General features: G+C 60.4%; 23 protein-coding genes. 6 read left to right on the forward strand and 17 right to left on the reverse strand.

What is annotated here, in order from left to right; all coding sequences use genetic code 11:
- Nucleotides 1–96: 96 nt before the first annotated feature.
- From EFD55_RS25745 to EFD55_RS25755, 3 genes are all read right to left on the reverse strand, one after another.
- On the reverse strand, nucleotides 97–567 hold the full coding sequence (locus tag EFD55_RS25745) for a hypothetical protein (RefSeq protein WP_245438313.1): 471 nt from the start codon (nucleotides 565–567) through the stop codon (nucleotides 97–99).
- Between the two features lie 91 nt (nucleotides 568–658).
- Nucleotides 659–871 carry a hypothetical protein gene (locus EFD55_RS25750; protein ID WP_125848754.1) on the reverse strand — a complete coding sequence of 71 codons (213 nt, stop codon included), beginning with the start codon at nucleotides 869–871 and terminating at the stop codon, nucleotides 659–661.
- A complete protein-coding gene (locus EFD55_RS25755) occupies nucleotides 868–1,101 on the reverse strand; it encodes a hypothetical protein (RefSeq protein WP_125848756.1) in 234 nt (77 codons plus the stop codon). The genes EFD55_RS25750 and EFD55_RS25755 overlap by 4 nt, the downstream gene beginning before the upstream one ends.
- Nucleotides 1,102–1,462: 361 nt before the next feature.
- On the opposite strand from EFD55_RS25755, the gene EFD55_RS25760 reads away from it, so the two are divergent.
- Entirely contained in the window at nucleotides 1,463–2,083 is a 621-nt protein-coding gene (locus tag EFD55_RS25760; RefSeq protein ID WP_125848758.1) for a helix-turn-helix domain-containing protein, read from the forward strand.
- Nucleotides 2,084–2,142: 59 nt separating this feature from the next.
- Here EFD55_RS25760 and EFD55_RS25765 read toward each other — a convergent pair whose 3' ends face one another.
- From EFD55_RS25765 to EFD55_RS25795, 7 genes are all read right to left on the reverse strand, one after another.
- Nucleotides 2,143–3,000, reverse strand: coding sequence for a sigma-70 family RNA polymerase sigma factor (locus tag EFD55_RS25765; protein WP_125848761.1), 858 nt, complete (start codon nucleotides 2,998–3,000; stop codon nucleotides 2,143–2,145).
- An 11-nt stretch (nucleotides 3,001–3,011) separates the two neighbouring features.
- Nucleotides 3,012–3,899 (reverse strand): alpha/beta fold hydrolase, encoded by an 888-nt coding sequence (locus EFD55_RS25770; protein ID WP_125848763.1) that lies wholly within the window; start codon nucleotides 3,897–3,899, stop codon nucleotides 3,012–3,014.
- A 47-nt stretch (nucleotides 3,900–3,946) separates the two neighbouring features.
- Entirely contained in the window at nucleotides 3,947–4,261 is a 315-nt protein-coding gene (locus tag EFD55_RS25775; RefSeq protein WP_086433120.1) for an EthD family reductase, read from the reverse strand.
- Between the two features lie 48 nt (nucleotides 4,262–4,309).
- On the reverse strand, nucleotides 4,310–4,615 hold the full coding sequence (locus EFD55_RS25780; protein WP_125848765.1) for a putative quinol monooxygenase: 306 nt from the start codon (nucleotides 4,613–4,615) through the stop codon (nucleotides 4,310–4,312).
- 256 nt (nucleotides 4,616–4,871) lie between these two features.
- On the reverse strand, nucleotides 4,872–5,828 hold the full coding sequence (locus EFD55_RS25785; protein ID WP_125848767.1) for a S1C family serine protease: 957 nt from the start codon (nucleotides 5,826–5,828) through the stop codon (nucleotides 4,872–4,874).
- Between the two features lie 117 nt (nucleotides 5,829–5,945).
- Complete coding sequence (locus tag EFD55_RS25790; RefSeq protein WP_125848769.1) at nucleotides 5,946–6,194, reverse strand: phage connector family protein; 249 nt, start codon at nucleotides 6,192–6,194, stop codon at nucleotides 5,946–5,948.
- Nucleotides 6,191–6,553, reverse strand: a complete 363-nt coding sequence (locus tag EFD55_RS25795; protein ID WP_125848771.1) for a phage connector family protein — start codon at nucleotides 6,551–6,553, stop codon at nucleotides 6,191–6,193. Before EFD55_RS25795 ends, EFD55_RS25790 begins: the two co-directional genes overlap by 4 nt.
- A 369-nt stretch (nucleotides 6,554–6,922) precedes the next feature.
- Between EFD55_RS25795 and EFD55_RS25800 the strand changes: the two genes are divergently transcribed.
- The gene (locus EFD55_RS25800; RefSeq protein WP_125848773.1) at nucleotides 6,923–7,759 is read left to right on the forward strand and encodes an alpha/beta fold hydrolase; all 837 of its coding nucleotides are present in this window, start codon (nucleotides 6,923–6,925) and stop codon (nucleotides 7,757–7,759) included.
- Between the two features lie 171 nt (nucleotides 7,760–7,930).
- Here the strand turns inward: EFD55_RS25800 and EFD55_RS25805 are convergent, their stop codons facing one another.
- The gene (locus EFD55_RS25805) at nucleotides 7,931–8,839 is read right to left on the reverse strand and encodes a polysaccharide pyruvyl transferase family protein (protein ID WP_125848775.1); all 909 of its coding nucleotides are present in this window, start codon (nucleotides 8,837–8,839) and stop codon (nucleotides 7,931–7,933) included.
- A gap of 450 nt (nucleotides 8,840–9,289) precedes the next feature.
- Nucleotides 9,290–10,753, reverse strand: a complete 1,464-nt coding sequence (locus EFD55_RS25810; protein WP_210276350.1) for an oligosaccharide flippase family protein — start codon at nucleotides 10,751–10,753, stop codon at nucleotides 9,290–9,292.
- 310 nt (nucleotides 10,754–11,063) lie between these two features.
- On the opposite strand from EFD55_RS25810, the gene EFD55_RS33305 reads away from it, so the two are divergent.
- The gene (locus EFD55_RS33305; RefSeq protein ID WP_165504892.1) at nucleotides 11,064–11,240 is read left to right on the forward strand and encodes a hypothetical protein; all 177 of its coding nucleotides are present in this window, start codon (nucleotides 11,064–11,066) and stop codon (nucleotides 11,238–11,240) included.
- Between the two features lie 180 nt (nucleotides 11,241–11,420).
- Complete coding sequence (locus EFD55_RS25815) at nucleotides 11,421–11,636, forward strand: hypothetical protein (protein ID WP_125848777.1); 216 nt, start codon at nucleotides 11,421–11,423, stop codon at nucleotides 11,634–11,636.
- Between the two features lie 52 nt (nucleotides 11,637–11,688).
- Here EFD55_RS25815 and EFD55_RS25820 read toward each other — a convergent pair whose 3' ends face one another.
- The 4 genes from EFD55_RS25820 to EFD55_RS25835 form a co-directional block, all read right to left on the reverse strand.
- A complete protein-coding gene (locus EFD55_RS25820; protein WP_312860848.1) occupies nucleotides 11,689–13,710 on the reverse strand; it encodes a hypothetical protein in 2,022 nt (673 codons plus the stop codon).
- Nucleotides 13,711–14,032: 322 nt separating this feature from the next.
- Complete coding sequence (locus EFD55_RS25825; protein ID WP_125848779.1) at nucleotides 14,033–14,464, reverse strand: hypothetical protein; 432 nt, start codon at nucleotides 14,462–14,464, stop codon at nucleotides 14,033–14,035.
- 5 nt (nucleotides 14,465–14,469) lie between these two features.
- On the reverse strand, nucleotides 14,470–14,874 hold the full coding sequence (locus EFD55_RS25830) for a Bbp16 family capsid cement protein (protein ID WP_125848781.1): 405 nt from the start codon (nucleotides 14,872–14,874) through the stop codon (nucleotides 14,470–14,472).
- Between the two features lie 77 nt (nucleotides 14,875–14,951).
- Nucleotides 14,952–15,434, reverse strand: coding sequence for a major capsid protein (locus tag EFD55_RS25835; protein ID WP_245438550.1), 483 nt, complete (start codon nucleotides 15,432–15,434; stop codon nucleotides 14,952–14,954).
- Here EFD55_RS25835 and EFD55_RS25840 point away from each other — a divergent pair.
- Both EFD55_RS25840 and EFD55_RS25845 read left to right on the forward strand, forming a co-directional pair.
- Nucleotides 15,433–15,720, forward strand: coding sequence for an acyltransferase family protein (locus EFD55_RS25840; RefSeq protein WP_245438551.1), 288 nt, complete (start codon nucleotides 15,433–15,435; stop codon nucleotides 15,718–15,720). The genes EFD55_RS25835 and EFD55_RS25840 overlap by 2 nt on opposite strands.
- A 143-nt stretch (nucleotides 15,721–15,863) precedes the next feature.
- Entirely contained in the window at nucleotides 15,864–16,415 is a 552-nt protein-coding gene (locus tag EFD55_RS25845; RefSeq protein WP_125848783.1) for a BA14K family protein, read from the forward strand.
- Between the two features lie 52 nt (nucleotides 16,416–16,467).
- On the opposite strand, the gene EFD55_RS25850 is transcribed toward EFD55_RS25845, so the two are convergent.
- Nucleotides 16,468–17,406: a sialate O-acetylesterase gene (locus EFD55_RS25850; protein WP_125848892.1), complete on the reverse strand. Its 939-nt coding sequence runs from the start codon at nucleotides 17,404–17,406 to the stop codon at nucleotides 16,468–16,470.
- Nucleotides 17,407–17,471 lie beyond the last annotated feature (65 nt).

Here is a 17,471-nt window from a genome sequence, read left to right on the forward strand (position 1 = left end):
GAGCCAAGGCGCATTGCGTCAATCAATTCGATACAACGCGCTTTAGCTGCGATAGAAGCTCGGGCGGCGGAAATTCAATTCGGCATGTCCGGCCGTTCAGGCGCGGCGAGCCGGCGTGATCTCGCCTGCCATCACCAGGCGGTATCCCTGGCGGTAGCCGACATTCTCGATGCCGATGCCGGAACCATCAAGCCGGGTGCGCAGATGGCAGAGCGCCACCTTGAAGGCGGCATACATGCGCGTCGGCGACGGCCCGCCATCGGGATCGTCGACATACATCGCGTCGAAGATCCGCTCGGTCTGCACAGGCATTCCCTTTCCGCGCCACACCGCGCCGAGAATGCGCGCCTGAAGCGGCGTCACATCATAACGATCGACGACGATCTCGAGCGTGGGCGCTGCCACCGGCTGCTTGCAGCAAGGGCAGTTGATCGGCTCCATTTCCGCAGCACCCGCCCCTGCCTTTTCCAAGACACGCTCTTTCCGCGCATGTTCAACTCCCTCCGCGGAAACCGGCCGCTTGGGCGCCGCCGGCGACAATCTGACTTTCCTGTCCACTGCTGTCATCGGATTCTCCATCTCTTTCAGTCCGTCCGGCCGTCCCGTTCGGCCGGCCTATTTTCTGTTCAAAGCGTTTGTCGCCGCCTGGCGACTTGGATCATGCGCCGGCGACCAGCCGCCGGATCTCGTCCTCATAGGGCGCCATGCGCCACATCAGGCGCGCCAGCACCTGGAGCTCGCTTGCTTCGGCGCGCGAGATCGTTATCAGAGCCTCGTCGGCCGGCGCCCCGCCGCGCATCAGGCAATGGCCGACGAGTCCATCGAGCAGCTCCGCCTGGCGGAGAATGCTCCAGGGCTGCCGCCCGCTCATCGCCGCTCCGGCATCATTTCATCGGCCGAAAGCGCGATGCCGCGCTCGCGCGCCACCTTCATTAGCAACAGCTGGTCGCGGCCGCCGATCAGCCCCTCACCATCGCCGAGCGCGCGGCTGATCTTCGAGCGATGACGCCCGATTGTCCGCGCCAGCTCCGCCGGAGAAAGGCCGATTTTCTCGTGAACCTTGCGCCACGGGGTCTTGCGGTCCTTACCGAGTTTTTGCATGTCCGCTCCGAATTGATGCGATAATTGCAACATATAATGCGATAACAACATCGTCAAGAGCGACTTCACCTGAAATGGGATTTTATTCCGAAACCATCGGGGTTGCCCGCCTCGCCTCGACAGAAAGAAGGAATATTTTCCTTTTCGTATTGACTCCAGCAGTCGATGTCAATTATCTAGGTTGCAGAAGGAAAGAGGAACAACGGGAGTTCTCACCAGCCGGTATGGCGCTTGGCGCCGCTGGATTCAGTCGCAGCCATGCAATTTACGCAACGCAATGCGGAAATGTCGCATGCGCTTGCCGCTTGTTGCGAAATATGCAACAACTCGGTTCCATTCAACGATGCTTGAAGGAATCGGGATGACCGAAATCGACAAGAAGTGGTTTTTCCAGAAGCTGGACGAACGGCAGAAATCTGTCAGGGGCCTTGCGCGGCATCTCAGCATAGATCCTTCCGCCGCGTCGCGCATGCTGTCTGGCACGCGGAGAATGAAGATGGAAGAAGCAAACCAGATTGCGCTGTTCCTGGGCGTTTCGCTCTCGGACGTGCTCAATCATGCCGGTGTCTCGGTCGAGCCTGATGGCACACCCACCCGTATTCTGCTCGCGGCTGTTATCAACGAGGAAGGCTCGGTCGAGCGGCTGAAGGAGCCGCGCCCGCTGCCCCAGGCCGTCATCGATCGTGCCAAGGCCGCCGTCCGGGACTTCGTCGAAGGCCAGGTCATCGCCGCCCAGGTGCGCGCAGCCTTCGGGCCATTGTCGATCTGGGACGATGCCGTGATCCTCTTCAGCCACACCGACGAAGTCGAAACGGCGGCAATCGGCGTCCTCTCCATCTGCCGCACCCGGGGCGGCGAGCAGATCATGGCCAAGGTCGAACGCGCCAGAAAGACCGGCGAGGCCCGCATCCAGACGGCATCGGGCGCCACCGAGGAAACCCTCCTCGACACCGCAACCCCGGTGCTCGCCGTCATTCCATAAAGCGCGTCCTTTGAACATGGAAGCGGACTGTGGATTGAACGCAATGTGATGAGAAACTTTCAGCCGAGCCGCACCCAGTCTATCGCTTCGAGCACATAGGGAGCGAACAGGAAATCCCGGATCTCGATGATCCGGCCTTCTGACCAGTCGATCAGGACAAAGTGCGCAGGGCTTTCCATCGCGCCGGTGCTGTCGAAGACCAGCATGGCGGGCTGTCCTTCAACCGCGCCGAGGGCAAAGCGCCATTTCGTCTCTTCCGCATAGCGCGTGAAATAGGGGTTGATCTTGTCGCGCCCTTGCCAGTGGAGCCGGTTCACCAGATCGAGCTTCACGTCATCGGCGAGCATGGCGCGGATCGCGTCGAAATCGCCGCTCCGAAACAGATCGACATAGGCGGCCATCTTCCGCCGGTCCTTGTCTGATATCAGCGGCAGCCTGATATCTTCGGGCGCCTGCGCAAGCAGCCGCAGCTGAGCCCGCCCGCGCTGAAGCGCCGATTTGGCGGCGGCCGGAGAGCATTCGGCAATGCCGGTAATCTCATCGACCGAATGACCGAGAACATCCTTGAGAAGGACAGCGCAGCGCTGAAGTTCAGGCAGCCGCAGAAACGTCTGAAAGCTGATCGCGACGATATCAGCCTCGGCGATCGGCGCAGCTTCGATGTCCTCGGTCAGCGGAACGACCGTGTTACGGGACCTGCGGCGCAGGAAATCGAGGCTGGTATTATGGGCGATGCGAAACAGCCAGCCTTCGAGATTATCCACCGCGGCGCCCTCTGCCCGCGCTTGAAGCGCCTTGACGAGGCTATCCTGCAAGACATCCTCGCCATGAACGGCCGATCCCGTCATGCGCGCGCAGTAGCGATGAAGGCGTGGCCGCAGCGCTTTCAGGCGTTCCTCGAATTCGTCCATGTTCATGTTGTCAGGACCTACTGAGCTTCCGCGCTCTGCTCCGCCAGGGATTGCGCATAAATGTCGATCAAAATCCTCGACAGACCGGCCGGTCGCGACAGGAATGGCGAGTGGCTGCTTTCCAATATGTGGGTCGTCGTCTTGCCGCCGATGGCCTCGTCCACCATTGCTATCATGTGATCCTGACCGGTCAACGGGATCGCACAATCCTGTGTGGTGCGGATATAGTGGCGCGGCACCGTGCCAAATCGTTCCGGCGTGATTTCCGATGGGGCCAAGGCGCCGGCGTTCGATTCATCGCAATGAAGCTGCGCCGCCGCATGCGCGAATTCGGACTCCGACACATCGCCATAAAACGAAGCTTTGAGCAGCGATCGATAGGCCTCGTCGGTCGATCCTGCATGGATCCTCGTCGCGCCGATGGCGGTGGGGTCGCCGACGAACAGCCCGGGCGACAGCGCAGAAGACATGCTTTCATGCTGGAGCATCGCCAGCAGCGGCATTCCCTTCGGCACCATGAAGCCGGCGAGATAAACGACCGCGAGCAGCAAGTCCGGAACCTGCTCGGTAACCGCTGAAATCGTCATCCCGCCAGCCGAATGCCCGACCAGGATGACCCGGCCGCCGCTGAGTGACGCAGCTTCCTTTACCAACGCGACGACCGCCTGCGTCCGCTCCTCCTGCGTAACGCCCGCGACGGGCGACGGCTCGGTGGCAAACGCAGCCGGGTCGAACGGGCGATGGCCGAGCGATATCGGGGCTATCGCATTGCCTCCCGCACCGGGAAGGTCGAGCGTCAGCGCCGCGAAGCCCTGGGCCTCGAGGATCGGCGTAATCCGATCCCACGACGAACGGTTGTGCCAACCGCCGTGGACCAGGACGAAAGCTGCTTTGGGTATCGACATCGCCGATCCTCTCCTGCTTGATTTGATGGTTTGGTGACCTCTACAGGTCAAACTTCCCGGCTGTCGAAAAGGAACATTTGGACGCCCGAGTCATCAGGAGCATAAAGCTGGCGATCGGCCGCAGCCGCCCGGCCCTCCGGGCTTGCGAACGCCTTTTTGAGCGCGTCGAGATCGTCAAAATGCAGCGTGCCGACCAAATGAACATCGGACGGTCCGGCGATGACCGTGACGGGTCCGTGGCTGATCTCATATTTCCTGAGACCCGGAATCTTCTTCGCCAGAGGGATATGCGTCTCGAAATAGTGCTTTTCGAACGCTTTCACGTCAGCGGGCTTCTTGTAGATGACGACCATTCCAGCCATTGCGGTTTTCCTTTTGCCAATCCGGTGATGACGGCTTTCACGTTAGTCTCACCGGCTCCTGCTCAGCGCCGCCGAACCCATGATCGAATCCAGGCTCGCCAGCTCCATGATGCCGGGGAAATAGGCTTTCATGCGCGGATCGCTGCGCATCGCCTCGACGTCCGCTGAGGTCTCCCACTCCGAATAGATAACGACGCCGGCGCCGTCCTTCGAAGCGATCAGCCGGGTCGTCTTCCAGCCGGAAAGCGTGCGGATCACCGTGTCGGTATTCTCAGTCAGGAGCGCGATCAGCGCATCCTGCTTGCCGGGTTTGACCTTCAGCAGATTGATCAAAATAACGGGCTCGTCGGACATGGCATGTCTCCTTCTGTTTCGGACACACCAAGGACGACCCGAAGAGTGAAAACGGATCGCGACCTAGAAGATTTTTTGGAAAGTCATCTCGAAGAAACGTGCTTCGCCCGGTGACCCCCGGGGCCACCTCGTGGTCCCCGGGCCGCCTCGCGGTCCCCGGGCCACCTCGTGGTCCCGCGGCCACCGGTGATCCCGGGTCGCGGAGTGATCCCGCGGCCACTAGTAGTCTAGTGGTCCGCAACCACGGGGCCGAGAATCACGACCGCGCCATCGGCAACAAAGTCTTCGTCTCGATCTTTGCCGCCACCGAGAACACCAGGATCTCCGTTTCCCTGCCGATCCGGCTGCCGTCCATCAACCGGACGATATCGTCGACGCCGCCGACCGGGCTGCCGTCGATGGCGAGGATATAATCCCCCTCCTGCAGCCCGCCTTTGGCCGCCGGCCCGTCCGGCTCGACGCGCCGGATGCGCACGGAGGTCGTCTGCGGCGTTCCGGCCGCAAGCGCCACTCGGCGCGGCAGCACGATCGTGTCGCCAGCGATGCCGATGAAGGCGCGCCGGACCTGGCCGTAGCGGAGAATCTCGGAAACCACGAAATTGGCGGTATTCGACGCCACGGCAAAGGCGATGCTCTGCGCGCCCTGGATGACGGCGGTATTCACGCCGATCACCTCCCCGCCCGAAGACACCAGCGGCCCGCCGGAATTACCGGGATTGAGCGCCGCATCGGTCTGGATGACGTCGTCCATCAGCCGGCCACTCGCCGCCCGCATCGACCGACCGAGCGCCGAGACGATGCCGGCGGTGACGGTCCATTCGAAGCCGAGCGGGTTGCCGATCGCAATCGCGATGTGGCCCCTGCGCAGCCGCTGCGAATCCCCGAGCTTCGCCCAGGCCCCGGTGCTGGAATTGGCGCGAATGAGGGCGATATCCGTATCGACGTCACGCCCGAGCACCCGCCCCTCGGTGACGAAGCCGTCGGGCGTGGTGATGCGAACCACCTTGGCGTCGTCGACGACATGGCTGTTGGTGATGATCAGCCCGTCCGGCGAGACGGCGAAACCCGAGCCATGCCCCTGCCGGCCACCGATCCTCTCGATCCGGCTGACCGCCGGCCCGACGATATCGACCGCCGCCGCAATCGATTGCGAATAGGCATCAATCAGCGCCCCATCATTCTGAGGCACGATCTCTTTGTCCATATAACCCATTATCTGATCCTCAGGCGGCAAGAACGGCCGCCCCGCCGCCGGCAAAGCAATCGCGATTGCGACGGTCCGCCATGGCGCTGTTGTATAGGAATTAGATGGTTGGGCGACGAGTTGGGTTCAAGTGAGGATGGAAGTGGTCTGCGCGTTGTGCTGCGATCTTCCGGTCAACGCGGAGGTCGCGCTACGACGCTTCTGTTTCAATGGCTTGTGGCGGCCCCTAACCTGCGGATCGCGCGTCAGAGGCATGGCGAGCCGCACCGCGAGATGCCAGGAAAGCGCGTCGACGAAAAGCGGAGGATATTTCGTCGGATCGATCAGCCGTTCCGTGAAATTCAAATAGGCGGGCGAAACATTGCAATAGATCATGCCGCCCTCGGCGTCATAGGCATGCCCGCCGCAGAGGTAGACGCACCGCCGGAAAAGACGCCGCCGACCGAAGCATCGCCCTTCACGTCGAGCGTCGAACGGATGCCCCTGATCGCCAGGCAGTCGACCGGCCGGTCGTAGGCATAGGCCCACTCCCCCGGCCGATCATTTTCGATTTCGGCGAGAGACCGTGTCCTGCCGGCAAATCGCCAGGGATAGGCTTGCAGCAGCGCATCCCGCGCCGGTGCAAATAAACGGTTACAGGCACGCGCCTCCACCGTCGGCTCGCTCAGCGCGTTGATGCTGTCCTTGCCGATGGAAGCGAGCGCCAGATTGCAGATTGATATAATGGATGTCATCTCGGTCAGCCCCGTGGTTGGCCGACCTTAAGGTGAGAACAGTTGTTGCGGTGAAACGCCAAAAGAGCCTCATCCTGAGGTGCCCCTCAGGGGCCTCGAAGGAAGAGGCGGGTGCTCGGCGTCGAGCATGCACAATACGACCTTTCCCTCGGATCTTCGTGCCAAAACTCCCGAGACTGTGACCTCCGTAGCTTTACTTATCCCAGCCCTCACCTATGGAAATCTGTCATATCGATCGAATAGAAAGACGCGCTAGATAAGCACGTCAGCACGCGGCGCGGCCTCCCGCGCCCGTAACCTTGCCCAATTGCGCCGGCGACGGCGCAGACTTCCGCCTGTATCAACCCAACCAACCAAGGGAGCCATGCCATGAGCACAGTTACCACGAAGGACGGCGTCGAGATCTTCTATAAGGATTGGGGGCCGAAGAGCGCCCAGCCGATCATGTTCCACCACGGCTGGCCGCTCAGCTCCGACGACTGGGACACCCAGATGCTGTTCTTCCTACAAAACGGCTATCGCGTCGTCGCCCATGACCGCCGCGGCCACGGCCGCTCCACCCAGGTCGGCGACGGTCATGATATGGACCATTACGCCGCCGATGCCGCCGCCGTCGTCGAGCATCTCGATCTCAGGAACGCGATCCATGTCGGCCACTCCACCGGCGGCGGCGAAGCGACTCATTATGTCGCGCGCCATGGCCAGCCCCAGGGCCGCGTCGCCAAGCTCGTCCTCATCGGCGCCGTGCCGCCGGTCATGGTGAAATCCGATGCCAATCCGGGCGGTCTGCCGATCGAAGTCTTCGACGGCCTGCGCAGCCAGCTCGCCGCCAACCGCTCGCAATTTTATCGCGATCTTCCGGCGGGCCCCTTCTACAGCTTCAACCGGCCGGGCGCGAAAGTCTCCGAGCCGATCATCAACAATTGGTGGCGCCAGGGCATGATCGGCGGCGCCAAGGCGCATTACGACGGCATCAAGGCCTTTTCGGAAACCGATTTCACCGAAGATCTGAAGATCATCACCGTGCCGACCTTCGTCATGCACGGCGACGACGATCAGATCGTGCCGATCGCCGATTCCGCCCTGCTCTCGTCCAAGCTCCTGCAGAACGCCACGCTGAAGGTCTACGAGAAATTCCCGCACGGCATGTGTACCACTCACGCCGACGTCATAAACGCCGACCTCCTCGCTTTCATCAAGGGCTGAGTCGTAAAGAACCGGGCGCCGATGAGGCGCCCGGTTGGCGGCGCAACCTGCATCCGGTTGCGTCAGAATTGGTCTTGCACCGCCGGACCTGGGATCAGACAGTTAGCCCGCCCGCGCAGCTTGCGCCTGTGCGATCATCTCTTACCCTGCTTCTTTTAGCGCTGGCGCGCATCAAGACGCACCGCTCGCCGTCAGGGCTGCGGGAGCGAAATCCGTCTTCAGGCGATCAAGCTCGACGAGCATGCGGCTTGTCACGCGTTCAATGCTGGTATCGGAACTCAATTGGCCGGCGGCCCGACTGGCCGTTTTCAGTGCACCGATAGCGGTGGCCAGCGGCAAACCGAAACCAAAGCTGAAAAACTTGTCCCGGCGCTTTCGCAGGGCGTAGACGAAACGTCGCTTCCCCCAAAAGAAGCTCATCAGCCATTCCAGGGCGTTGGATGGCCCAAGGCGCTGGAAATCGATGTTGAGGTCAAGCACGCTCGCCCAGTCCTGCCATTTGTTCCGATGGTTCGGGTCGTGCGGCAAGATGGCCTTCCACGGCACCCGCAAGGCATCTGCGATGATGACGCCATGCATGGCTTCGGAAACCAGGAGCTCCGACGACAGCATGTGCTCCAGCACGACATCCACGTCCCATCGCGGATCGATGAAGTTGATGCCGAGCTTGTTGCAGATCTTTTCCCAGCTGCCGAACATGGCGCTTTCGTAATGCGGCATAAAGGAAACGCGGAAGCGCTTTTCATATTGCGGAAGCGTGACGGCCCTGATGAGGATGCCGGAATCACCGACCGCCATATCTTCAGGCAGGTTCAGAGCTGCTGCGGTATTCTTGCCGCGCACGAAATAGAGCTTCCATGTCTCGTCGATGGCCGGAAGCGCCGAATATCCGGCATAACCTGCTCCGAATACAACTTTCTCCGCATTGGCGGGGTGGCTGTCGTAGAGAACAGAGCCGATCCCGAGAAACAGCCTTTCATCATTTTCAGTGAAGAAACCTCCGGGCAAAAGCTTCGGCCAAAGCCAATGATTCAGCTGATCCCCGAAATTGGAAACTTTACTGAAAGCGAACATTTTCATCGAGATCCCCCCATCTCAAAGCCCGCCCTGAACGTCAGGACAAGCAAATTCCATCAACTATAACTCCCGCCGACATATTGATCGGCCCCCACTCTTATTGAATGCATAGGAAATGCCTCCAGATAAGAGGCTCTGGCTGTAATCCCTCAATATCCACAGAATTGTAAATTGAAATCATACTAGCAGACGAGTATCGACTACCTGTATTTTACAGCGAGATAAACAAGCTTTTCCAAAGAAGGTAAACCGATAAAAAGCAACTTAAAATTTAAGTCGGGAAAATCTCACCAACTATATTCCGGGCTCAATATTGATTGGCCGACACCATCATCGAAGGCGCGGAATAAACCCCAAAGGAGTGGCGAGCGGCCCATGGGGCGCTCGCCACTCCTTTCAGTTTGCACTTACAGAAGTATAGGTCAGTAATTCCGCTGGCTGCGGATCGTTATTCTAGCTGAACTTCTCGGAACGCGATCTTGACAGCTGGATCAACCAAATAATCGATTGGCGGTCAGTCAGAAATAGCACTGCCGTGTAGATGACCATCCCGGCGCTGATTGCAGTAACGAGGCGCAGAATCACATTGTGAATTGACGCAAGCCCGTATGTCGCGAGGCAGTAGCACGCAATTGCCATGATCAAGGCAGCCATGAGTGGCCGCAGAATTGCCAGCCCTGCGTCAGACAATGAGCATTTGGTATGAGGTTCGATCAGCTTGATCTGATAGGGTATCATCACATATCCGCGCGCAAGCAGTGACAATATGATCGGCCACACGCCGAAAGGCGCGGCGATGAGAGCAAATGCGACGGTGACGAAAAACTGTATGGTCGTAAAGCGAAGTGCCTTCTTTGACTGGCCAAAGGAGGTCAGCACAGAGAGGAAGAGCAGGCCGAACAGGCTCGGTATGCAAAAGAGCGACAGCGCCTGCATCATCGGCACGACTTCAAGCCATCGCTGTCCGTAGAGGATTGCCACCAGGTCCTTGGCCACGGCAGCCAGGCCAAAGAAAGCTGGAAACGACACCGCTCCGGCGACACTCAACAGACGGGCGAACGTCTGCTTGACCCTTGCCTCGTCCTCACGGATGGCGACGAAGAGATTGACCGAAACCGTAGAGATGGGCGTCAGGGTGCCGATCGAAAGCATGTCGATCGTCCGGCGAGCGACGCGATAGAAACCGACGGACGCCGGACCGACGAAAACCCCGATAATCATGTCCTGCACGCGAGAAATAATCACACCGATCAGTTTCGAAGCGGACATGCTCACGCTGAAGGGAAGAACCTCCATAAGCTGCGCCCGTGTGAAATTCACCGATGGCCACCAGCGAAAGGCAAGCCACGCCGTCACCATGGTCACGAATTCAGTGATGAACCGCTGTATCACCAGCGCATAGACACCGAAGTTCTCATGGGCTGCCCAAACGGCAGCAGCACTGCCGATCAATCCCGCGATGATGGATCGAATAGCGAGCGTCTTATGCCCGAACCGGCGCAATTGGCGCGCCATGTGAATTGCTCCACCGGCGGAAATGGGAAGTGTCCAGGCAAGGGCGATGAGAACGCCCTCGAGGCGATCAGTTCCCATAAGCCATGAAATCGGTCGGGCAAGCATCGTGATAACAACCGCGCAAGCCACGGCCATGCCCATGTTGCCCCAGAAGGCTGCCCGCGAGACGATCTCCTCATCGTCCTGTCTCGCTTTGGTTACGGCGTCGGAAAAACCTGATGTCGCGAAGATGCGGCCCATCTCGGAAACAATCATGCCGAGGGCAAACAATCCAACCTCGACGGGTCCGAGGATACGAGCAACAACCACAAATACAACAAAAGAAAAAACTTGATCGACGCCGATCCGGACCACAGACCATAGCGCGGATGCCACAGCCTTTTTCTTCACATTGACAGTCAATTTGGAGACCTGCTTTCGAGTGCCGAGAAATGAGACGCCGGTTCAATTGGGAATCATGAAGAACCAATTATTCACGCGAACCCCATCGTTGTGAAGAAACCATTTGTTGCAGCTAGAAAGGGAATGCTGTCGGCTTACCTCAGGTTATCATGCACTAATTTATAGTGTCATTTTCTCACCGGAGATATGACTGAAACACTGAATGCCCGACTTATGTTGGCATTGATGTCTCCGGCTGGCCCGTACAAGAGGTCGCAAGAGATTCCCCATTTTTCATGAAACCGTTTCCGGCGATTTGCGTTTCACGGCCATGACAAGAGAACGCGAACCTTCATCAAAGGCTTATCGGCAGCATCGTTTCGAAAATACCGAGCGGACCGCCAGGGAAACCATCGAGGCGGAGCAGCGGGCTCGGAGGGAAAAGACGAAGCGGCTGAAGGAGCTGCGTCTGTCGCGCGAGGGCGGCAAGGCTCCCGCGGTGGAATAGATCGTACGTTTTGCAATGGGACGTGCCAGCGGCCGGCCGGCTCGTCCCAACCGTCCCAGGCCTTCACCTGCGGCGTTTCCTGATTTCGAAATTCGGGCCTTCGTCCATCTTGCAGAAGAAACATCGCGAAATTATCTTTTTTTCGATAGCGACTCATAGGCATCGAAAAAGGGCTAGGCGATGTCAGACAAGTTGTTCAATACACGCGACGAACCGCTTGCTTCAGCGGATCTCGACGTTTGCCGCCGCGTTCACGAAGCGGTCTGCACCGAACTTGATATCGAAAGATCCGGCGAGAAAGCCGACAGCCTCGGCGCCCTCATCATCGAGCTTTATCGGCAGGGTGTTCACGACGAACATCAGCTTCGGCTGCTGGCCGGCGGACAGCACGGATAGGACGAGACCTCAAGCGGCCTGTAGAACGCGGTCACGGCAAGGCGGCGTGATCTCACGCCACCTTCAGTTTCTCCTTCTCCCCTTGCGCCACACCCAGCCTGATCCGCTTCACCATGGCGGGAAGAGGATGAACGCCATCCGGCAATACCGCCTGCCTCACGAGGCTGCCCGCTGGCAGCACCGTCGCTGCCGCCGCGAGCGTCAAGACATTGCCATTCACGGCTGAAATCGCCGGGGATCGCAGCAATGTCAGGCCGTCGGCGCTGTAGATGCGAAGCGGCTGTTCAGGGGAAAAGATCGAACCGTCGGCCACCTGGATTGAGGTATAGGTGGCAACGCCGTCCGTGCCGGCCTGAACAGTCAACACGCTGGAGGGAAGGTCGATCTGCCCCGGCCATTTGCCGATGCCGGCAGGTCCCTGCCAGGCCCCGAGCGTATCGATGCTGTCGTCGCAGCAGGCCGACGTCTTCGCCAGGATGTCGTTGCGCAGGCGCCATTTGTTCGAGGCATCGGTGCCATCGGCGGGATAGCTGTTCTGCGCGGCATATGTCTGGCTTGCCTCGGTTCGGAAATCGTCGGCGGCGGTGATCGTGCCTGTCGCCGGCGAGGTGCCGCCGGCAAATGTGTAGGTGAAGGTCGTCGGGCCTGTGACCGATATCGCGTAGGTGCCGTTATAGGCCGAAGGCGTGGCGCCCGCGATGACCAGGCTCTGGCCCGAGACCAGATGCGCGGTCGAGGCGCAGGTCGCCGTCGCCAGCGCACCAGTGGAGGTCAGCGTGATCGAAATCGTCGCGTTGGTCCGCCCGAGCGGCGGCAGCGCCACGATCTTCGCGCCGCTGTAGCGAGAGCGCAGCCGGTTGACGAAGCCGAGATAGCGCGTCGTGAAGAAGGTGGAATAGGGCGTCGTCGTATCGTTCTGCCCCATCTGGTTGAGGATGACGGTGAACGGCCGCTTGCCGCCGTTGAAGGCGATGATTTCATCGACGATCGCCCAGCGCCGCGTGGCGATGCTGGCGCCGGACCCGGTGAGCTCGCGGAAGGCGGCCGCGCCCGGCATGCCGATCATCACATGCGGAATCCGCCAGCCGGAGTCGAGCCACTTCCTCAACCAGCCGAGATTGCCCCTCTGGTCTGCGGCCGCGGAAAATTCCTGCCTGGCTTCGCCGATGCTGTCGCAGGCGACGAGCGCGACCGGCCGACCATCCCAGTCGCCCTTCGCCACCATGAAATCTGGGCCGTAATATTGCGGCTGCGTCTGGCCGGCGTAATTCGTGTCCAGCGCCGGTGTGCTGTCTGCATCGGGCGTGTCCTTGAAGGCAAGCAGCGATGCGTAATCGGCCGCCCCCCATATGCGTTCGCCGCGATGCTTCTGGATGCGGTAGACCGGCAACTGCATCTGCCCGGCATCGGTGTGGTAGAACAGCCAGATCTCGATCTCAGTCTCGGCGGCCACGGCATCGGCAAGCGTCAACGGATCGCTCCAGGTGCCCTGCGATTGATCGGGGATCGTAACGCCTGCCGTCCCGGCAAAGCTGCAGGGATGGAACACGCCGCCGATTCGGATCAAAAGCCCGTCGATGACGGTCGCATTGCCGGCATAGACGGTTTCCTGCGGACTGTTGCCGCCCTCGGTCGAGGCAAAACCGGAGAAATGAAAGCGGAAGGTATTTGTCCGGTAGGAGGGCGACGAGACGACGATCTTCGAGCAGACATAGTTGGTCCCAGCCGCCGCCGTGACCAGCGCGCCTGAGGGCATGCGGTTGCGCGTCGCAAAGAACATGTAGCGATCGGGATCGGCGGGCGCGGCGCCGCTGCCGCTGACCGGCACCACGGGCATTCCGTTATAGAGCGTGCGGTCGTCCCGGATGATCACCGCGCCGACCACGACCTGCTCGTTATAGATCACTTCGCTGCCCGAAAGCACGCTGACGCCGAGAACGCGCCGGCCGCCGGTAAACAGCACGCCGCTCTCGGCTTCACGAATGCCCACCACGCGCTGCCCATTGTGCAGCACCGTCCCGTCCGGAACGATATGCACGCCGATCACACGCTGCTCATTGAAAATCTCAGCCATAAGGATGCTTCTTCCAGGGAAAGTGGGGGAAGAGAGGGCGATATACCCTCCCCGGTTTATCACTTACTCGACGTCATCCTCGGGCTTGTCCGGAGGATTTGCTGCGCATCGATGCGTGGAGCAACCCCACGACTGCCTGTTCGTGACGATGGCTGCCCCTCATCCGGCTGCCGCCACCTTCTCCCCGCACGCGGGGAGAAGGGAATATGCCGCACCCGCTTGCCCAAAACTCGACGTCGCGTTTGCCACGTCCCCTCGCCCCGTTTACGGGGAGAGGGTGAGGGTGAGGGGCAGGCACCAGGCGACGCCCCTCCCCATCAACCTACGGTGCGGCCGGAGCAACCCAATCAGGCGGCTGCACGCCGAGCGCCTCCTGCAGGCCATTCCCCGACACGCGCGTCGGCGCGTTGTCGCCCGAGCCGGCCTCAGCCGCGCGCCGCTCGATCTCGGCGGCGATCACCAGATACGCCTCGCGGACATTCGGAGCCGGCTCGCCGGAGATCGCCTTGGCGAGCGCCTTGCGTTCGGCCGCCGTCAGGTTCTGCCAGTCATCGGGAATCTCGGCAGCACCATCCGTCTCGCCGGTTTTCGGCCTGACGATCCTGGCAACGCCTGCGCCCCCACGGGAAAGGCTAGCCCATTTCGGCCGCCTCTCCTCGTCGTTCCAGAGGGCATCGGGCACAACGAAGGAAGCGCCGATCTCGCGCAGCTCGCCGTCGAAATAGCCCCTTTCGTTTGCGGTCACCGTCACCATGGCGGCTACTCCGTTGCCGCGACCACGCCGGCGGTGATCTTGCCTGATGTCGGCGCCGTTCCCGTCACGTCGTAAAAGAGACGGAAGAAGCGCTCGTCGGCGTCGCGCGGCACGCTGTCGATGTTGATCTTCTTGCCGAGCGCAAGGTCGGCAAGAACAAGCAAGCCCGTCGTGCCGATCTGCTTCGGCGAGGCGAAGGCCTCGTTGTCGTCGACCTGCACCTTGATCTCGAGCGAGGTCAGGTTGTTGAACGCCTCGACCACCTGGATCGAAAGCGGGATCTTCTTGCCCTTGCCGATGTTGCGCACCGTGCCGGTGGCGATCGGGCCGAGGTTGATCACATTGGTGCTGGCCGCATCCGCGGTGATGGCCTGCGCATCGGAAAGCAGGCTCTGCTTGTCGAAAATCATCTGAGATGCCTCTCGGGTCTGGATGTCTTGGGAGATTTGCCCGCCGCAATTGGCGACGGGCTCTAGCCGATCAGCCGTCAGGGCGCAGCCGGTACCGCAGCCTCGGTATTCAGGATCGCGTCGGTCTCACGGATCGGAATGCCGCGATAGGCGCGGACTTCCTTGCCCTCGACGGTCATGTGCGTGAGGCCGGTATAGTTCGGGTTGGCCGCCAGCAGGCTTCGGTCGCTCGACTGCACGTCGAGGATTTCGAGCACGTCGCGGTTCATGTAGATCGCGATGCGGCTCGCAACGCCGTCGCGCCGGCGAGACTGCAGGCGGTAATAGGCCTTGCGCATCAGCGCCCAGAGATCCACGCTGCCGGCGAGCATGTTCGACACGTCGATATTGGCGATGCGGGCATTGTAGCGCCAGTCCTTCACGAACATGCCGACATGCCAGCACCAGTAGTCTTCCTTGCGGAAATAGGGCTGGCCGCTCTCGTCGAGCACGCGCTGCTCGCCCTTGTCCTCGTGGCTGACACCCGCCTTGGTGCCAGCCCTGCTCTTGCCATTGACCATGATCGTCGCCCTCGCCTCGAAAGGACAGCTTCTCGCGATCCTGGCAAACCCGCTCATCAGCGGCCTCGGCCGGATCAGTTACGGCGCCTATCTCTACCATCTGCCGATCTGGACGGTTTTCCTCAGCCTCAGCACGCGCCTCGGCGTCCTGGACGTTTCGCGCGGCCCTCTGACAATGCTCCTCGTCGGAGCCTCATCCGTGCTCGCCGCTTTCGTGTCTTGGGTGGTCGTGGAGCGTCCGGTCATGGCCTGGTCGAAAAGGCTGACCAGCCGGGTTCCTGCGTAGATCCCATCCCGCCGCAAACGGGCTCACCGGGAACATTCTCACAACGTCCGTTAGCCGATACTGACGTTCCCATTCCAAAATGAAACCAAATCCCTTCCGCTGCGTTACCTCCTCGATACATCCGTTTACCCAAGGTGAGTGAAATGAACAGATTCGCCATCATAGCCCTGTCGATCGCGACGGCCTTCTCCGGAATGCCGGCTTCGGCAGGCCCTGCCTTCGTGCCGAGTCCGGCACAGCAGGCCGAGCAGCCGGCGCTTGGAGGCAGCGATGCCCGGATCATCACGGTCGGCTGCAATAACTTCACCAACTGCCCGGGCCAGTTCGGCAACAATGATGACGACTGGTACCGCAGGCGCCATCACTACCGCGACCGCGACAACTACGGCAACCGCGACTACTACGGCAACCGCGACCGCAGCTACTACCGGAACCGCGACTACTACCGGGATGACCGCTATGGCTGGGATCGCCGCTATGGCAGGCGATATCACCACTATGACAATAGCGGCGCCATCATCGGCGGCCTGGCGGCCGGCGCCATCATCGGTGGCCTCATCGCCTCGCAGCCGCGAGCCTATGGCTCCACCGGCTACAGCACGCATGCCGAATATTGCTACTCCCGCTACCGGTCTTATCGCGCTTACGACAATACCTATCAGCCGAATTACGGTCCTCGCCGCCAGTGCCGGTAATATCCAGTCAGCCGACACCGGCAGCCAGCCCCGCATGAAGATGCGGGGCTTTTTATCGCGAGGTTTGCAGGCGGTGATCGCTGCGCAGAAGGTTCAGCCAGGCCCGCGACATTTTCTCCGCGCCTGTGCCGCCGATATGGCAATCGTCATAGCGGTCCTCTCCATCGAGTAACGCGTCGGAATTGACGCCCTCTCGGATACCGTGGCCGCTTTTTGACAGGGCCAGTTGCGCCCGTACTATCGCATTGTCTGGAATATGCTCCTTGAAGCCGCCGTTGCTCGGTTCGAGGCATTTCGATGCGATCGAAATGTAAACGGGTGCTTCGACGCCGTGCTGACGCAATGTGTCAACCATCGACATGAAATGTTCCTGATAGGCCTGCGCAGTGGTGCCGAGAACGAGGTCCTTCTCTCCTTGCACCCAGAGGACGCTCGTTATCCGATAACCGGAATCCTGAAGCTGTTTCACGGTATCGACCAGCACAGGATTGAGGTCACCGCCTTTCGCCCATCGTGCGACCTCAGATCCGGAATATGCGAGAGGTGCGAGGATGACGCTGTCATTTTGTCCCGATGCGATCAAATTGTTCGCAAGAAGCGTCCAGTACTCTCCCTTGGTATCGGTCGATCCAAGAAGTGGCGAAGCGGCGATGAAGCACCGTTTGTCAAAGGCGTTTACAACGCGAGCGCCATAATTTGACCTGTGCCGCTGTCCACCGTCGTTGGCCGCGTTCGATTGGCCAAGAATGAGTAAGACAGCAGTCCGGTCAGTTTGCGTCGGGCAGGTCACAAGCGTTTTTGATTCATCCCCGATGAGTCGTTCCTTGTCGTCGAAAGCATAACGGCTTGGAGCCGCCGCCTTCTCCGCGCCAACCATTGTCCTCAGCTCGGAAAGTTGTGGCCAAGGAAAGATCTCATGTCTCGCGCTCATGCCGCCGAGAAAGTAGATGGCGATCAAGGCGGCAAGGCCGACTGCCATTGTTTTGCGCATGCCGTTGACTTTCAAACGTCATCCGACGACATGGAGCCTACTCGGACCGATCAAGGCCGCTTCAG

This window comes from Rhizobium pisi (genome assembly GCF_003938655.1).
GTDB lineage: Bacteria > Pseudomonadota > Alphaproteobacteria > Rhizobiales > Rhizobiaceae > Rhizobium > Rhizobium pisi.

What these genes read in the sequence shown, in the direction of transcription:
- EFD55_RS25745 (WP_245438313.1), bottom strand. Translation starts at nt 567, where the DNA reads ATGACAGCAGTGGACAGGAAAGTCAGATTGTCGCCGGCGGCGCCCAAG.
- EFD55_RS25780 (WP_125848765.1), bottom strand. Translation starts at nt 4,615, where the DNA reads ATGTCCGACGAGCCCGTTATTTTGATCAATCTGCTGAAGGTCAAACCC.
- EFD55_RS25805 (WP_125848775.1), bottom strand. Translation starts at nt 8,839, where the DNA reads ATGAAAATGTTCGCTTTCAGTAAAGTTTCCAATTTCGGGGATCAGCTG.
- EFD55_RS25850 (WP_125848892.1), bottom strand. Translation starts at nt 17,406, where the DNA reads ATGCGCAAAACAATGGCAGTCGGCCTTGCCGCCTTGATCGCCATCTAC.
- EFD55_RS25775 (WP_086433120.1), bottom strand. Translation starts at nt 4,261, where the DNA reads ATGGCTGGAATGGTCGTCATCTACAAGAAGCCCGCTGACGTGAAAGCG.
- EFD55_RS25840 (WP_245438551.1), top strand. Translation starts at nt 15,433, where the DNA reads ATGATCGTCGCCCTCGCCTCGAAAGGACAGCTTCTCGCGATCCTGGCA.
- EFD55_RS25825 (WP_125848779.1), bottom strand. Translation starts at nt 14,464, where the DNA reads ATGGTGACGGTGACCGCAAACGAAAGGGGCTATTTCGACGGCGAGCTG.
- EFD55_RS25845 (WP_125848783.1), top strand. Translation starts at nt 15,864, where the DNA reads ATGAACAGATTCGCCATCATAGCCCTGTCGATCGCGACGGCCTTCTCC.
- EFD55_RS25795 (WP_125848771.1), bottom strand. Translation starts at nt 6,553, where the DNA reads ATGACATCCATTATATCAATCTGCAATCTGGCGCTCGCTTCCATCGGC.
- EFD55_RS25830 (WP_125848781.1), bottom strand. Translation starts at nt 14,874, where the DNA reads ATGATTTTCGACAAGCAGAGCCTGCTTTCCGATGCGCAGGCCATCACC.
- EFD55_RS25790 (WP_125848769.1), bottom strand. Translation starts at nt 6,194, where the DNA reads ATGATCTATTGCAATGTTTCGCCCGCCTATTTGAATTTCACGGAACGG.
- EFD55_RS25785 (WP_125848767.1), bottom strand. Translation starts at nt 5,828, where the DNA reads ATGGGTTATATGGACAAAGAGATCGTGCCTCAGAATGATGGGGCGCTG.
- EFD55_RS25800 (WP_125848773.1), top strand. Translation starts at nt 6,923, where the DNA reads ATGAGCACAGTTACCACGAAGGACGGCGTCGAGATCTTCTATAAGGAT.
- EFD55_RS25765 (WP_125848761.1), bottom strand. Translation starts at nt 3,000, where the DNA reads ATGAACATGGACGAATTCGAGGAACGCCTGAAAGCGCTGCGGCCACGC.
- EFD55_RS25755 (WP_125848756.1), bottom strand. Translation starts at nt 1,101, where the DNA reads ATGCAAAAACTCGGTAAGGACCGCAAGACCCCGTGGCGCAAGGTTCAC.
- EFD55_RS25760 (WP_125848758.1), top strand. Translation starts at nt 1,463, where the DNA reads ATGACCGAAATCGACAAGAAGTGGTTTTTCCAGAAGCTGGACGAACGG.
- EFD55_RS25820 (WP_312860848.1), bottom strand. Translation starts at nt 13,710, where the DNA reads ATGGCTGAGATTTTCAATGAGCAGCGTGTGATCGGCGTGCATATCGTT.
- EFD55_RS25750 (WP_125848754.1), bottom strand. Translation starts at nt 871, where the DNA reads ATGAGCGGGCGGCAGCCCTGGAGCATTCTCCGCCAGGCGGAGCTGCTC.
- EFD55_RS25835 (WP_245438550.1), bottom strand. Translation starts at nt 15,434, where the DNA reads ATGGTCAATGGCAAGAGCAGGGCTGGCACCAAGGCGGGTGTCAGCCAC.
- EFD55_RS25770 (WP_125848763.1), bottom strand. Translation starts at nt 3,899, where the DNA reads ATGTCGATACCCAAAGCAGCTTTCGTCCTGGTCCACGGCGGTTGGCAC.
- EFD55_RS25815 (WP_125848777.1), top strand. Translation starts at nt 11,421, where the DNA reads ATGTCAGACAAGTTGTTCAATACACGCGACGAACCGCTTGCTTCAGCG.
- EFD55_RS33305 (WP_165504892.1), top strand. Translation starts at nt 11,064, where the DNA reads ATGACAAGAGAACGCGAACCTTCATCAAAGGCTTATCGGCAGCATCGT.